Here is a 14,221-nt window from a genome sequence, read left to right on the forward strand (position 1 = left end):
CGGGTTTTTAGTTCCTGAGTGTGCCGAAGGCCTTGGCGACCTCCTCCTTGTCGTCGAAGTGGTGTTTTACGTCGCCGATGATCTGGTAGGTTTCGTGCCCTTTGCCCGCGATGAGCAGGATGTCGCCCGGCCGGGAGAGCATTGCGGCGGTGCGGATGGCCTCGGCACGGTCGACGATGCGCAGGAACCGGGCGCCGGGGTCGAGGCCGGCGGCCATCTCGTCGAGGATCGCCCCGGGCGACTCGTGGCGCGGGTTGTCCGAGGTGAAGATGGCCGTATCGGCGTATTTCACCGCGATCTGCGCCATCTCGGGTCGTTTGGTGCGGTCGCGGTCGCCGCCGCAGCCGCAGACGACGATCAACTGTTGCGCCGGGGTGCGGATCTCCTCGATGGTCTGGATGACGTTCTCCAGTGCGTCGGGCGTATGCGCATAGTCGACGATGGCCGTGGTTCCGTTCTCCGCCCGCACGAATTCGAAGCGCCCGCTCACGGCATGGAGCATGCTCATGGCACGCAGCACTTCGGTGCGGTCGAGTCCCAGCAGTACCGCGGCGCCGTAGACGGCCAGCAGGTTATAGGCGTTGAAGCGTCCTACGAGCCCGACCCAGACCTCCTGCCCGTCGATGCGCAGCAGCATGCCGTCGACGTGCATCTCGACGATCTTGCAGCGGAAATCGGCCATCGTGCGCAGCGAATAGGTGTGTATCCCGGCTGCGGTGTTCTGTACCATGATGAGGCCGTTTTTGTCGTCGGCGTTCGTCAGGGCGAAGGCATCCTTGGCGAGGGAGTCGAAGAAGAGTTTTTTGGCGCGGATGTATTCGGCGAAGGTCTTGTGGTAGTCGAGGTGGTCGTGGGTGATGTTCGAGAAGATGCCGCCCGCGAAATGCAGTCCCCGCGTGCGTTGCTGCACGATGGCATGCGACGAACACTCCATGAAGCAGTATTCGCACCCTTCGTCGGCCATCTCGCGCATCATGGCGTTCAGCCGCACGGGGTCGGGCGTGGTGTGGGTCGCCTCGACGATGCGTTCGCCGACTTTGTAGACGACCGTCGAGACCAGCCCGGCCTTGTAGCCCAGTGCCCGCACAAGGTCGTAGAGCAATGTCACGGTCGTGGTCTTGCCGTTGGTGCCGGTGATGCCTACGAGTTTCAGTTTGCGGCTCGGGTGGTCGTAGAAAGCGGCGGCCATGTCGGCCAGCGCTCCCGCGGCGTCGGGGACGACGACGTAGGCTACCCCGTCGGCCGTCTCGGCAGGCAACTGCTCGCAGACGACGGCCGAGGCGCCTTTTGCGACGGCGTCGGGGATGAAGTCGTGCCCGTCGGACTGCGTGCCGCGGGTGGCGAAAAAACAGTCGCCCTGCGTCACGGCCCGCGAATCGTAGGCCAGGGCGGCCACCGTCGTGGAACCGTCGCCGTGCAGCACCGTGACGGGCGTATCTTTGAGTAGGTCTTTCAGTGTTTTCATCTTATTTCAGTGTTATGCCGACCGTCGAGCCCGGCGTGATGCGCGCTCCGGCGGGGATACTTTGCTGTGTTACGGCGCCCACGCCCGAAAAACGGACTTTCAGCCCGCGGCTTTCGAGAACGAACAGCGCATCCTTGAGCCCCATGCCGCGCACGTCGGGCATCGTCCCTGTTTCGGCCGGGAGGCTCGTGATGATTACGTTCGAGAGGCTGTCGACCCGGGCGCGCCCCCAGCCTGTACGCTGGTCGAACGAGGCGCGGGGCGAGAACTTGTCGGCCACGCGGCGGATCTGGGCGATGTCGCCGCCCTTGACGTGCCCCGGGTAGCAGCGGTCGCCGTGCCGCTCCATGCGGCCGTACCAGTCGCGGTTGCGGTTGTAAATGTAATCGACCATCCGTTTGACCACGGGGCCCGCCAACGGCCCGCCGTAGTAGGCTTTGCCCGGTTGCGCCCGGGTTTCGATGGTCGTCAGCACCGTATAGCGGGGATTGTCGGCCGGGAAATAGGCGACCATCGAACCGAGGTAGTAGCGCCCCTCGCGGCTGCGGGCGTCGGTGATCTGCGCCGTGCCGGTCTTGGCGGCCACGCGCAGGCGCGTGGAGTCCTTGAAATAGAGGCTTGCGGTACCTTGCGTGCAGACCAGTTCGAGGCAGCGTTGCACTTCGCGCAACGCCGCGCGCGAGCAGATCGACGAGGCGATGGTCTGCGTCTCGAACCGCTCCTCGACGTGGTCGCCGCGCCGCAGTTCGCGGATCAGCACGGGCGAGATCATCTTCCCGCCGTTGGCGATGGCGTTGTAGAACGTGATCATCTGGATCGGCGCCAGCCGCACGCGGTAGCCGTAGCTCATCTTGACGAGCATGACGCCCGGGTCGGGTACTTTCCAGTCGGCAGTGATCGACGGGGCGCGTTCGCCGAGCCGTTCCAGCCCGACGGTCTTGCCCAGGTGGAGCTTCTCGTGCAGGAAGTCGCTGTATTCCTGCTTCTTGCCCGTGATGCCGTAGCGATCCCAGATCGCCTTGGCGAAATAGACGTTCGACGACGAGGCTACGGCGCGGCGGAAGTCGATGACGTGGTCGCCCCGGTGCGAGTCGCGGATATTCCTGGCCGGGCCGACCGTCACGGGGTCGCCGTTGTGCGTGTCGTAGGTCGTCTCGGGCGACATGCCGGCGTCGTCGAGCAGCGTGAGCATCGTCGCCAGCTTGAAGGTCGATCCGGGCTCCATGCTGCGTCCCAGCGCATAGTTCTCCCTTTCGTAATAGCTGCCGCCCGAGGAACCCGAGCGGCCCAGGTTGGCCATGGCGAGTATCTCGCCGGTCTCCACCTCCATGACGATGGTCGTGCCCCAGATGGCGTTCTGGGCTTCCAACTGGCGCCGCAGCGCCTTGTCGGCCACGTCCTGCAGGTCGAGGTCGAGTGTCGTCACGATGTCGTATCCGTCCACCGGGTCTTCATGCCCGGCTCCCGCCACGCGGCCGTAGAAGCCCCGGGCGATACGCTGCCGCAGCGCCTTGCCGTCCCGTCCCGCGAGTTCCTCGCGGTAGGCCTCCTCGATGCCGTAATTGCCCTTGTCGCCCGTGAGCCCGATCGTACGGCGCGCCAGTTCGCCCTGCGGGTAGATGCGCTGGTCGCGTTCGACGAGGCGGTAGACCATGCCCATGTTCCAGTTCAGCATCGGGTAACGCCGCAGGGTCTGCCATTCGGCATAGTCCACCTCGCGGGGAAAGATGTTGACGGGGGTGTGGTCGCGGATCGTGTCGTAGATTTTCCGGGTGACGTACTCCTCGCCCCGCAGGCGATCCATCATGCGCGACAGCCACCCTTCGGAGCGCAGGTAGGAGGTGTCGCGGCCGTTGACCAGCCGGTAGCGGCGGGCGTGCTCCTCGCGGAAGCGGCGGGCGTATTCCGAGGCGGGTTTGTCCTTGAAGAAGGCGGAGAGCAGCTTGGCGAGCGAGTCGCTCTGTTCGCGGAAGGTCTTGAGCGAATCGAGGCCGGGCGAAGCGAAGTCGAAGGCCGCCTGGTAGCGGAAGATCGAGGTCGCCAGCGGCGCCCCGTTGCGCGAGAGGATGCTGCCCCGCTGGGCCGGGATGGTCTCTTCGGTGAAGATGCGGCTGGCGAGCCGGTCGGCGTTGTAGGCCACTTCGGCGCTGAAAAGCTGTACCCAGACCAGGCGTGCGAACACGGTGAGCCCCGCGAGTATGAACAGCACGTAAAGCAGCCGTACCCGCAGCAGAATGTCGCTTTTGATCTTCGAACGCTCCTGTTTCATCGCCGTTTAATTTTCGATGATTTCGCCCGGGGCGGAGGGGTCATTGAGGTCGATGCCGCGTTCGCGCAGCCGCTCGACGATGGCCGAGTGGGTCGTACGGCTGTAACGCTGCTCCTGCAGGCGGATCGACCGTTCGCGCAGGATCTGGACTTCGCGTTCGAGGCGCGTGTATTTCATGTCGAGGTGCAGCGCCGTGAACATGACGGCGATGCTCAGGAAGAACATGCCCGCGATCGAGAGCATGTAGGGGTAATATTTCGATACGCCTTCGCGTACGAGGATCGTGCCCGAAAAAAGCTGCCAGAAGGTACTGGCCTTGCGGCGGCGCTCCCTGCGTTCGCGCTCCTCGGCTTCGGCCTTCTCTTCTGCCTCGCGCTCCAGGTCGGCGCGGATCTCCTCCTCGGCCTCGCCCCGTTCGATGCGCAGTACCTCGCGCCGCACGCGGCGGGCGAATTCCGCTTCCTGTGCGCGCTGCGCCTCCTCTTCGGGGGTTATGGGGTCGAATTCGTGGTCGGGATACATGGCCGGGTCATCGTTTTACGGCGGCGCGCAGCTTCGCCGAGCGCGACCGGGGGTTGCGTTCCAGTTCTTCGTCCGAGGGGACGACCGCCTTGCGCGTGAGGATTTCGAACGGCGTGAGGGCGCGGCCGTAGAAATCCTTTTCCACCTCGCCCGCGAAATTGCCGCTGCGCAGGAAATTCTTTACCAGCCGGTCTTCGAGCGAGTGGTAGGAGATGACGACCAGCCGTCCGCCCGGGCGCAATACCCTGAGGCTCTGTTCGAGCGCCATCTTGAGCGCCTCCATCTCGCCGTTGACCTCGATGCGGAGGGCCTGGAAGAGCTTGGTCAGGAATTTCGACTCGTCTTTCTTCGGCGTGCAGGGACGGACGGCCTCGACCAGCTGCGCCGTGGTTTGAATCGGCGCCGTTTCCCGCGCCCGGACGATGCAGTTGGCGACCTTCCACGGGGTGTCCAGTTCGCCCCAGTCCCCCAGCAACTGCGTGAGCGTCTGGGCCGGGTAGCTGTTGACGACCTTCGCCGCCGTCAGCCCGCCCCGCTGGTTCATGCGCATGTCCAGCGGCGCCTCGCCCCGGAACGAAAAACCCCGTTCCACGGCATCGAAATGGTGCGACGAGACTCCCAGGTCGGCCAGTATGCCGTCCGTCTCGGTCACCCCGCGCAGCCTGAGGGCTCCGCGCAGGAAACGGAAATTGCTCTCGACATAGCGGAACCGGGCGTCATCGGGGGCGTTCGCGAGCGTATCGCGATCCTGGTCGAAGGCATAGAGCCGCCCTTCGGGCCCCAACTCTTCGAGGATACGGCGCGAGTGGCCGCCCCCGCCGAAAGTGAGGTCGACGTAGGTGCCTGCGGGGTCGATGCCGAGCAGGCCGACGGACTCTTCCAGAAGGACAGGTGTATGGTACTGAGACATATTCGTTGCCGATGAGGTCGATTTGGGTGTAAAGTTAGGGATTTTTCGAAAAACAATACCTATATTTGCGGATATAATTTTTTGAACATCCCTATGCCCAGAATAGATATCGGAGCGGTACTCGCCGAGAAAGCCCCGCGGTTGGCCCGCTGGGTTCCCGGGTTCGTCCTCCGCTGGCTCCGCCGTACGATCCATGAGCCGGAAATCAATTACATCCTCGAGCATTACTGGAACCTGCCGCCGCAGGAGTTCATCCGTGCCTGTTTCCGCGAATGGCAGGTGACCTATTCGGTCGAAGGGCTCGAAAAACTCGATCCCAAAGGCCGTTATCTTTTCGCATCGAACCACCCGTTCGGGGGGATGGACGGCATGATGCTTGCCGACAAGCTGATCGACCGCTTCGGCGATGCGCGCGTGGTGGTCAACGACCTGCTGATGCACCTCGAACCCCTCCGCCCGCTGTGGATCCCGGTCAACAAACACGGTTCGCAGAACAGCCTTTACGCCCGCAAGTTCGACGAGGAGTTCTTCGGCGAGCTGCCTATCCTCACCTTCCCCGCCGGGCTGTGCTCGCGCTGCATCGGGGGCGAGGTGACCGATCTGCCGTGGAAGACCAATTTCCTGAAGAAAGCCTATGCCTCGCAGCGCCAGATCGTGCCGGTGTTCGTCGAGGGACGGTTGTCGAACTTCTTTTACCGCGTCGATCGTATCCGCCGGATGCTGGGCGTGAAATTCAATATCGAGATGCTGTGGTTGTCCGACGAGATGTTTTCGCAGAAGGGCAAGCATTTCCGCATCCTCGTGGGCGACCCCATCCCCGTCGCCGAGCTGCAACGCTACGGCGGCCTCCGCGACCAGGCGGAGTTCGTACGTAAAAAAGCGTATTTTTTGGAAAATATGCTCCTCCCGGCGGAAAATAACGGGTAAATCGGTATTTTTGTCCTAAGTTATGCAAGCACGAGAAATGGAACCTATCATACCTCCCGTCGACCGGGAATTGCTCCGCGCCGAGCTTACGCCCGAGCGCAAAGCGCGCGACACGAAGAAGGCCGGGAACGAGATCTATATCTTCCCGGCGTCGGAGTGCCCGGCGCTGATGCGTGAAATCGGACGGCTGCGCGAGATCGCGTTCCGCGGCGCCGGCGGCGGTACGGGCCGGGAGGTGGATATCGACGCCGAAGACCTGGCCGAGGACGGGTATTACCAGCTGATCGTCTGGGATCCGGCGGCCGGGGAGATCGTCGGAGGCTACCGTTTCATCATCTGTACGGACGAATATCCCCGCCACCTCTCGACCGAACACTATTTCCGTTTCAGCGACAAGTTCCGTCGCAAGTACCTGCCCCGCACCATCGAGCTGGGACGCTCGTTCGTGCAGCCCTCCTACCAGGCGCGCGGCAACGCCAAGAGCATCTACGCGCTGGATAACCTTTGGGACGGCCTCGGGGCGCTGATCGTGCTGGATCCGAATGCGAAATACCTTTTCGGCAAGGTGACGATGTATACGACCTACAAGGCCGTGGCGCGCAATGCGCTGATCTGGTTCCTGCGCCGCTATTTCCCCGACCGCGAGAACCTCGTGGAGGGTATCCATCCGTTGAAGCTCGACTTGGACGACCCCTATTACGAACAGCTTTTCACGGGGCGTACCTATCAGGAGAACTACCGGATACTGATCCAGAAGATCCGCGAGTTCAACGAGAACATCCCGCCGCTGATAAATGCCTACATGAACCTTTCGCCCACGATGCGGGTCTTCGACACGGTGTCGAACCCCGATTTCGGCGGCGTGGAGGAGACGGGCATCCTGGTGACCATATGCGATATTTATCCTGAAAAGCGCGAGCGCTATACCCGCTGGCTGGGTTGGCAGGCCGATCTGAAATACCGCCGGGAATTATTCCGCGAGCACATCCGCGGGCATTTCGACCGGATCAAGAAGAAAAGAAACGGCTAACTCCTCGTTTTCAATGACAAAGCCGCACGGGACAACCCGTGCGGCTTAAATTTTACCGTTATTTTTTGCGGCAACGCAGTAAAACGGGATTCGCGGCGTTTATATATGCAGTATCGAAAAACAATTCGCTTTATGAAAAGATTATTCCGGCTCTTCCTTTGCCTGGCGCTGCTTTCGGGCACCGCGGCGTGCAGCGATGACGAAGTATCGCAGAACCTGATCGTAATCAACGGCGGGGAACATTTCCTGTCGCTCGACGGACTGGCCCGTGCGGGCAAGATTTCCGTGCTGGCTCCCGCCCCGTGGCGTGTGACGAAGGCTGCGGGGGATACGTGGTTCAGGCTTTCCGCGACCGAGGGCCCTGCGGGATATTCCGAGGTCGAACTGAGCCTCGACGAGAATCCGGGTGCCGCACGCAGCGCCCAGCTCGCCTTTGCATGCGGGGATGCGATCGTGCCTTTCCGCCTGTCGCAGGGGGCCCTGTCGGCCGGCTACGACTCCCCCGACTATTATTTCTACGTGACGTTCGGGACGATGCCTACCTTGTATGCGGGCATTCACCTGCTCTCGCACGACAAGCCCGGCTACGTGTTCTATTCGCGCTCCAAGACGTTCGACCCGGCGGAGTTCCCGGCGCGTGCCGAGGTTACGACCGCCGCAGACCGAACGGCCGATGCCACGCAGGCCGAAATGGAGGCTATGGCGCGCGAAATGAAGCGCCGTATCCTGGAGATCAACAGTGCCGACCCGACGGCCGTCTTCGGCCTCTATGTGGACGACCTGCGCTGCCGGATCGGCTACGACTGGTTCGTGGCGCAGGGGATCGACTCGGCACGGGTCAAGGTGAGCATGCTCTCCGACGGTACGGGAACCTACAATAATTTTTACAACTATTTCGGCGACGCGGCGACGGCCGAGCAGAACTGGGAGAGCTATGCCTCGGAGGTCGAGGCGCTGGACTGGAACCACGGCGGACGTTATCCCGAGACCCGTTCGCTGCCCGAGTTCGAAAGCTATACGTGGCCTTATTACCTTTCTACCCGCCCCGATTATCGGCTGGTGGTGCAGGACGGTTCGCTGCTGGAAAGTTCCTGTCCGTTCATCACCGAAAAGCTCGGGGAGATGGAGATCGAAAGCATCCAGCCTTACGAGATGCTTTCGGCGCTGCCCGAGTCCTCGCGCAAGCGGTTCTACGACATGGCGGGATTCGATTACGACAAATTTGCGGCGCTGTTCGACGCCTCCCCGAAGAAAAACCTCATCATCATCGGCACGAGCCATGCCGACGATGCCAGCGCCCGCTTGCAGCGCGATTATGTAGCACGGATCATGGAGCAGTACGGCGCGCAGTACGACGTGTTCTTCAAACCCCATCCTGCCGATACCACTTCGGCAGGGTATGAAACGGAATTCCCCGGGCTGACGCTGCTGCCGGGCCAGATGCCTTTCGAAATATTCGTCTGGTCGCTCATCGATCGCGTCGACATGATCGGCGGCTACCCCTCGACGGTCTTCCTGACGGTACCCGTCGACAAGGTGCGGTTCATCTTCGCCGCCGATGCCGCGAGCCTTGTGCGGCCGCTCAACATCCTGTTCCGCGATGCGACGGATGTCGAGTGGATGCAATAGGTGCCTTCAGGCAGTATTATGAAAAAGCCGGGCTTCGCGAACGAAGCCCGGCTTTTCCGTGGCCGTTCCGGGGCGGGTTTACCGCGATGCCGCCAGCGACGACGGGGTGACGCCCTCGGAGTTTTTCGCCCAGTCGCCGCGGGCGCGGAGCACTTGTTCGACGATGTCGCGCACGGCCCCTTCGCCGCCCCGGAACTCCGAGACGTAACGCGAAGCCTCGATCACTTCGGCCGCGGCGTCGGCCGGGCAGACCGGGATGCCCACCTCGCGCATGCACTCCAGGTCGGGGATGTCGTCGCCCATGTAGATCGCGTGCGCGGGGTCGATGCCCTCGTCGGCGAAATATTCCCGCATGGCCGTGATTTTGTCCATGCAGTCGGTGTAGTAGCGGTTGATACCCAGCATCCGCAGGCGGTTTTCGAGCGTCTTGCCGCGTCCGCCGGTGATGATGCAGACCTTGTAGCCCATCTTGACGGCGTAGCCCAGCGCATAGCCGTCCTTGGCATTGTAGCGGCGGATGAAATCGCCGTCGAGCGTGGGGATGATACCGCCGTCGGTCATCACGCCGTCCACGTCGAAGATAAACGCCTCGGTGCGGGCTATATCTTCTTTGAAGTTTCCCATATGTTGTTGCTTATTATCGAGTAGATGTTTTCGAGTCGGGGGTCGGCGGCGAGCAGTGCACGGTGGCGTGCCATCGTGTGCAGGTCGTTGCGCACGGCGGGGCCTGTCTGCACGTCGGCCGGGGAGGCGGCGTCGAGCGTCTTGGCAGCGGTCTCGGCCAGGAGCGGTTTGAGTACGTCGAAGGGCAGGCCCGCGCTGCGGACGATGCCTTCGCCGACGGCGTACATGTGGTTGACGAAGTTGCAGGCGAAAACCGCCGCGAGGTGCACCTTGGCGCGGCAGGCCGAGTCGGCCCACACCACCGTGTGCGAAAGACGGCGGGCGAAGGCTTCGAGTGCGGGACGCAGGGATTCGTCATCGGTTTCGAGGAAGAGGGGGATTTGCGAAAAATCCACGCTGCGCCCTTTGGTGAAGGTTTGCAACGGATAGAAGACGGCGCGGCGTGCGTGGGCGGGAAGCGCATCGAGCGGCACGCTCCCCGCAGTATGGGCGACGACGGCCCCCGCAGGCAGGGGCAGCGCCGCGGCTACCTCCCCGACGGCCTTGTCGCTCACCGAGATCAGGTATATGTCCGCGTCGGCCAGCCGTGCCGGGTCTGCTGTCCACTGCGTTCCGGCGAGTGCGGCGACAGCCTCCCCCCGCGCGGCGTTGCGGGCGAACAACTGTACCAGTTGCAGGCCGCTTCGGGCGACGGCCTGTGCCAATGCTTCGGCAAGGTTTCCGCTGCCGACGATCACTACGCGTTCCAAAGGTCTCTCCATATCGTTTTACAGTAAATCCACCAGCCGGACGTTGTCCTGCGATTTGCGGGCGGTCTCTTTGAGCGTTTCCAGTTCTTGGTCGATGCGGGTCAGTTCGGCGCTCTGGGTCAGGTCGACGGTCGTTTGCCCCGATTTTTCGACCGCTTCGAGTATGCCGTAAACGGTCATCGACTGGGGGTCGTGCGCCGGGGCGAAGGCTACTTCGCGCTCGCCGTCGCCCGAGGGCACGGCGATCAGTTGTCCGGCCTGCACGAGCTGGTAAAGGATGTCGTTGACGATGCGCGTGGGCAGATCCAGTTGTGCCCGGATCTCGTCGGCCGGGGTGGCGCCGCCCTGGCCGCGGAAGCGCCGCACGACCGTGAGCATCACGGCCAGCAGGATCTTGCGCCGCTGGTCGTAGCTGATGAGCAGCGATTCGCGCTCTTCGCCGAAACGGGCGATGTTCTGGTAGGCGAACGACAATTCGCCGCCGAACAGCAGGATCTGCCACGAGGTCTGGAGCCAGATGAGCAACAGCGGCAGCGCTGCGAAACTGCCGTAAATGGCATTGTAGGAGGTCATCCACCGCTGGATGTAGAGGTATCCCCACTGGAAAAGCAGGAAAAGCGTGCCGGCGACGATGCCCGCCATCAGGGCGCTCCTGAATTTGACCTTCGTATTGGGGATGATGATATACAGGATGGTGAACATGACCCAGATGATGACCATCGACGCCAGGTGCGAGAGCAGGGTGAAATACCAGCTGCCGTCGAAGCCCAGCATCTGCTGGGCGAATTTGCCGACGGCATTGGCAACGACCCACAGCACCGGCACGATCATCACCACGGCGATGTAATCGGTATACTGGCGGGTGAGGCTGCGATCGACCTTGACCTCCCAGATGTTGTTGAAGGCGCTTTCGATCGAGCCGAAGACCCGGATCACAGCCCAGAAGAGCATGACCAGCGCCACGGCGGCCACCACGCCGCCCTGTGTGCGGGCGAGCGCCTTTTCGGCGAACGTGACGATGTAGTCTACGATCTCGGGGTTCTGCGGGAAGAGGGCGTAGAGGTTTTCCACCAGCCCGTCGGCCAGCCCGAAGCCCTTGACGACGGCGAAGACCACCGCGACGATCGGTACCAGCGACATCAGCGTGTAGAACGTGAGTGCCGCGCTGCGGACGATGGTGCCGTGTTCGAGCAGGCCCCGCGCCGTATAGAACAGCAGCCGGTATTGCTGCACGAGCCAGCGGATCACCGGGTTGCGCCATTCGCGGATGTCGCGCCGGAAGATCGTGTCCGTAAAATAGGTGAATATTTCGCTGATTTTCATAAGCCGTTTCCGTTCCCGTAACCCGGAGGCGCCGTGCCGAGGCCCGTGTGCCGTCGGGGCGGACGCTGTCCCTGTCGTGCAAATATAGCTATTCCAGCCGTACAACCCAAAAACCGCTCCCGATTTTCGTGAAGGCCAGCCGTACGTCGTTGCCGGCATGTACGCCCAGCCGCCGTGCCAGCTCCTCCGTGGCGAACGGGAAGTCCCGTTTCATCAACTCCGCGCCGCGGCCTTTGAGTGCGCGTTTCAGCCGCCGGGGGTCGTAGGGCTCGATACTTTCGATTGCGAATACTTTGCCAATTATCCCCTCTGGCCGCTCCGCAGCGAAACCGTACCCGTTTTCGCTCCATATGTCGGCTTTGCCGCGCAGGTGCAGCCGTGCCAGCCGCGCTTTCTGCAACGCCACATCGGGTACCACGAGCCACCGGTAACGATCCGGTTCGAACGCCCCCGGGTGCGGGGGTGCGCCGGCTTGGGCGGGCGTTGTCGTGAACGAGCCGCGTCCGAGGGCGGTCGCGGTAATGCCGGGGCCCGTGCCGTCGGCATAGATGACGACCTCCTTGCATTCGTCGCCCAGCGATACGGCCTCTACGCGGGCGCCGGGGAAGAGCCGCAGCGCCTCGCCGATGTCGAACAGCGGGGAGTTTTTGACGCACAGTCGTCCCGAAGCCCTGCCGATGAGCGGCATCAGGGAGAGTATGTCGGGCGAACAATCCTCGAGCCGTACCAGTTTGCGTCCGTCGCCCGAACGGCGGTCGGGATCGGCATAGACCCAGTCGAAATGCAGTCCGGGCTGTGCGAGGTATGCTTCGGCGGAGGTGTTGACGACCTCGATGTTCGTGGCGCCGAGCCGCCGGAAGTTCTCCGCGGCGATGCGGGCGAGCGTCTGGTCGCGTTCGAGCGTCACCACGCGGCGGAAACGACGCGCCAGGAAAAAGGCGTCGGCGCCCAGCCCGCAGGTGAGATCGAGGACGGCCCCGCCCGCGATCCGCTTGTGGGCGGCGCAGGCTTCGCTCGATGCCTGTTCGAACGCCAGCGGCGGCAGGATGCACTGTGCGGCGGCGTACGAGGGGAGTTTCGCCTCTGCCCGCGCGAGGTACTTGACCTGCGTGGCGACCAGCCGGACGTGGGGTGTGTTGCGGTCTAAGGCCACCTCCAGCGGGTCGCGGCCGCGGTTGGCGGCGATGGCCCGCTGCACTTCGTCCGTCAGCAGCAGCGTATATTCCCCGGGGGTTATCATGCCGGCAAATGTACGCTTTTTTTCGGCTCGAAAGACCATGCAGCCAGGGTGGTGAGCAGAAAAAACAGGTAGATGCCCGCCGTCGCCCCGCCGCCGAGGGTGTATTCGGCATATCCGCCCGGGAACGCCGCGGCAGCTCGGGCCAGCGTGTTGAGTAGGCCGGCCGTGTCCGAAAGCACGGCGTCGAAGGCCGGGGCGAGCCAGTTTACGGGAAGGATCATCCAGACGGTGCCGCTCAGCACGACGATGCTTCCCACGAGGATCGCCACGGGATTGACGAGCAGCCCCGCCAGCGGGACTGTGCCGAAGGTGTGCGATACGAGGGGTGCCGTGGCGATGCCCGCCACGAGGCTGATGACGAGGGCGTCCGTGAGCAGGTTGAGCGCCCGCCGGCGGGTATGGAGCAGTCGGCAGAGCGGCACGCCCCAGGCGAGGATGGCCGCGACGGCGATGAACGAGAGTTGGAAACTGATGTCGCCCAGCCAGGCGGGGTTCCACAGCAGCATCCCGAAGCCGGCGGCCGCCAGTGCGTTGAGTGCGACGTACTCCGACGCCGAGGCCAGTGCGAACTGGAGCATCGTGCACATCACGGCCGCCCGCACGGCGCTGGGCGGGAATCCGGCCGCCGCGACGAACAGCCAGATGCAGACCGTTGCGAGCAGGTTGCGCACCAGGTGCCCGCGGTGCAGCAGCGGCAGCCACCACAGCATGAGGTTGACCAGTGCGAAGACGATGCCCGTGTGCAGTCCCGAGACGGCCAGCAGGTGCGACAGCCCGCTGCGCGAATAGGCCGTGCGCAACTCCTGCGTGATGCCGCTCCGGTCGCCCGTGACCATGGCGCGGCAGACGGCGCCCGCATCGTTCCGCATCCCGATCCGTTGCATCCGCTCGACGGCGTGCAGGTGCAGGGCGCTGCTTCGTCCGGGCAGGCGCTCAATGAGGGTGCGCTCCGACAGCCACAACGTTCCGGCGAACCCCCGGCGTGCCATCAGCCGGCGGTAACTTTCCGCTCCGCCGCGAAACGGCCGCACCGAACCCCGGCAGCGGATTCTCTCGCCGGGGTAGAGGGCCGTAAGGCTGTCGGCATAGAGCATTATGCGGTCTCCCGAGGCGTGCCAGGTTCCGTCCGAAGGGTCGCGCCACGCTATGGCCGTCGCTTCGGCCGAGGTGTAGCGTCCGCGTTCGGCGGGGATACCCTCGACGGTAAGTTCGTAAGTCGTGTATATACCGCGGGGCAGCGTGTGCGCCGTGTCGCGGAGCTGCGAGGCGGCGAACCCGGCCGTGAGCAGCATTACGAGTGCGCCGGACTGTGAGTGCAGCAGCAGCGCCAGCGTCCCGGACAGCAAAAAAGCCCCTGCGAGGAACCACAGGGGCAGCGTGAAGCAGTCCGCGGCGAGAATCCCCGCGGCGAACGGTGCGACGGCTTTTACCATCGGCATACGGTCGAGTCGTGCGGACAGGGAGGCGGCTTTCATCTCTGCAAATATAGTAAATTCGGATTGTTTTGTGCGACATTCGGGTGGGGTGTCCCGG

The 14,221-nt window shown here is 63.4% G+C and carries 12 protein-coding genes; 3 read left to right on the top strand and 9 right to left on the bottom strand.

What is annotated here, in order from left to right:
* Positions 1–7 precede the first annotated feature (7 nt).
* Genes NQ559_RS06930 through rsmH form a run of 4 tightly spaced genes read right to left on the bottom strand, consistent with a single transcriptional unit; the run spans position 8 to position 5,166 of the window.
* Complete coding sequence (locus tag NQ559_RS06930) at positions 8–1,465, bottom strand: UDP-N-acetylmuramoyl-L-alanyl-D-glutamate--2,6-diaminopimelate ligase (protein WP_018695532.1); 1,458 nt, start codon at positions 1,463–1,465, stop codon at positions 8–10.
* A 1-nt stretch (position 1,466) separates the two neighbouring features.
* The gene (locus NQ559_RS06935; RefSeq protein ID WP_018695531.1) at positions 1,467–3,734 is read right to left on the bottom strand and encodes a PASTA domain-containing penicillin-binding protein; all 2,268 of its coding nucleotides are present in this window, start codon (positions 3,732–3,734) and stop codon (positions 1,467–1,469) included.
* Positions 3,735–3,740: 6 nt separating this feature from the next.
* A complete protein-coding gene (locus tag NQ559_RS06940) occupies positions 3,741–4,256 on the bottom strand; it encodes an FtsL-like putative cell division protein (protein WP_018695530.1) in 516 nt (171 codons plus the stop codon).
* A gap of 7 nt (positions 4,257–4,263) precedes the next feature.
* Positions 4,264–5,166: a 16S rRNA (cytosine(1402)-N(4))-methyltransferase RsmH gene (rsmH, locus tag NQ559_RS06945; RefSeq protein ID WP_018695529.1), complete on the bottom strand. Its 903-nt coding sequence runs from the start codon at positions 5,164–5,166 to the stop codon at positions 4,264–4,266.
* Between the two features lie 93 nt (positions 5,167–5,259).
* Between rsmH and glsA the strand changes: the two genes are divergently transcribed.
* The 3 genes from glsA to NQ559_RS06960 all read left to right on the top strand — a co-directional run bounded on the left by glsA (position 5,260) and on the right by NQ559_RS06960 (position 8,752).
* On the top strand, positions 5,260–6,093 hold the full coding sequence (gene glsA / locus NQ559_RS06950) for an acyltransferase (RefSeq protein ID WP_026318304.1): 834 nt from the start codon (positions 5,260–5,262) through the stop codon (positions 6,091–6,093).
* A 22-nt stretch (positions 6,094–6,115) separates the two neighbouring features.
* Positions 6,116–7,123, top strand: coding sequence for a glycine N(alpha)-acyltransferase GlsB (glsB, locus tag NQ559_RS06955; RefSeq protein WP_018695527.1), 1,008 nt, complete (start codon positions 6,116–6,118; stop codon positions 7,121–7,123).
* A 132-nt stretch (positions 7,124–7,255) separates the two neighbouring features.
* Positions 7,256–8,752: a BACON domain-containing protein gene (locus NQ559_RS06960; protein WP_018695526.1), complete on the top strand. Its 1,497-nt coding sequence runs from the start codon at positions 7,256–7,258 to the stop codon at positions 8,750–8,752.
* A 78-nt stretch (positions 8,753–8,830) separates the two neighbouring features.
* Here the strand turns inward: NQ559_RS06960 and NQ559_RS06965 are convergent, their stop codons facing one another.
* The 5 genes from NQ559_RS06965 to NQ559_RS06985 all read right to left on the bottom strand — a co-directional run bounded on the left by NQ559_RS06965 (position 8,831) and on the right by NQ559_RS06985 (position 14,163).
* Positions 8,831–9,376: a KdsC family phosphatase gene (locus NQ559_RS06965; RefSeq protein ID WP_018695525.1), complete on the bottom strand. Its 546-nt coding sequence runs from the start codon at positions 9,374–9,376 to the stop codon at positions 8,831–8,833.
* On the bottom strand, positions 9,352–10,125 hold the full coding sequence (locus NQ559_RS06970; RefSeq protein WP_018695524.1) for a Rossmann-like and DUF2520 domain-containing protein: 774 nt from the start codon (positions 10,123–10,125) through the stop codon (positions 9,352–9,354). Before NQ559_RS06970 ends, NQ559_RS06965 begins: the two co-directional genes overlap by 25 nt.
* 18 nt (positions 10,126–10,143) lie before the next feature.
* A complete protein-coding gene (locus NQ559_RS06975) occupies positions 10,144–11,448 on the bottom strand; it encodes a YihY/virulence factor BrkB family protein (protein ID WP_018695523.1) in 1,305 nt (434 codons plus the stop codon).
* An 88-nt stretch (positions 11,449–11,536) separates the two neighbouring features.
* On the bottom strand, positions 11,537–12,688 hold the full coding sequence (locus NQ559_RS06980; protein ID WP_018695522.1) for a THUMP-like domain-containing protein: 1,152 nt from the start codon (positions 12,686–12,688) through the stop codon (positions 11,537–11,539).
* Entirely contained in the window at positions 12,685–14,163 is a 1,479-nt protein-coding gene (locus NQ559_RS06985; RefSeq protein ID WP_018695521.1) for a ComEC/Rec2 family competence protein, read from the bottom strand. The genes NQ559_RS06980 and NQ559_RS06985 overlap by 4 nt, the downstream gene beginning before the upstream one ends.
* Positions 14,164–14,221 lie beyond the last annotated feature (58 nt).

Origin of the sequence: Alistipes onderdonkii, from assembly GCF_025145285.1 — a bacterium.
Classification (GTDB): Bacteria; Bacteroidota; Bacteroidia; order Bacteroidales; family Rikenellaceae; genus Alistipes; species Alistipes onderdonkii.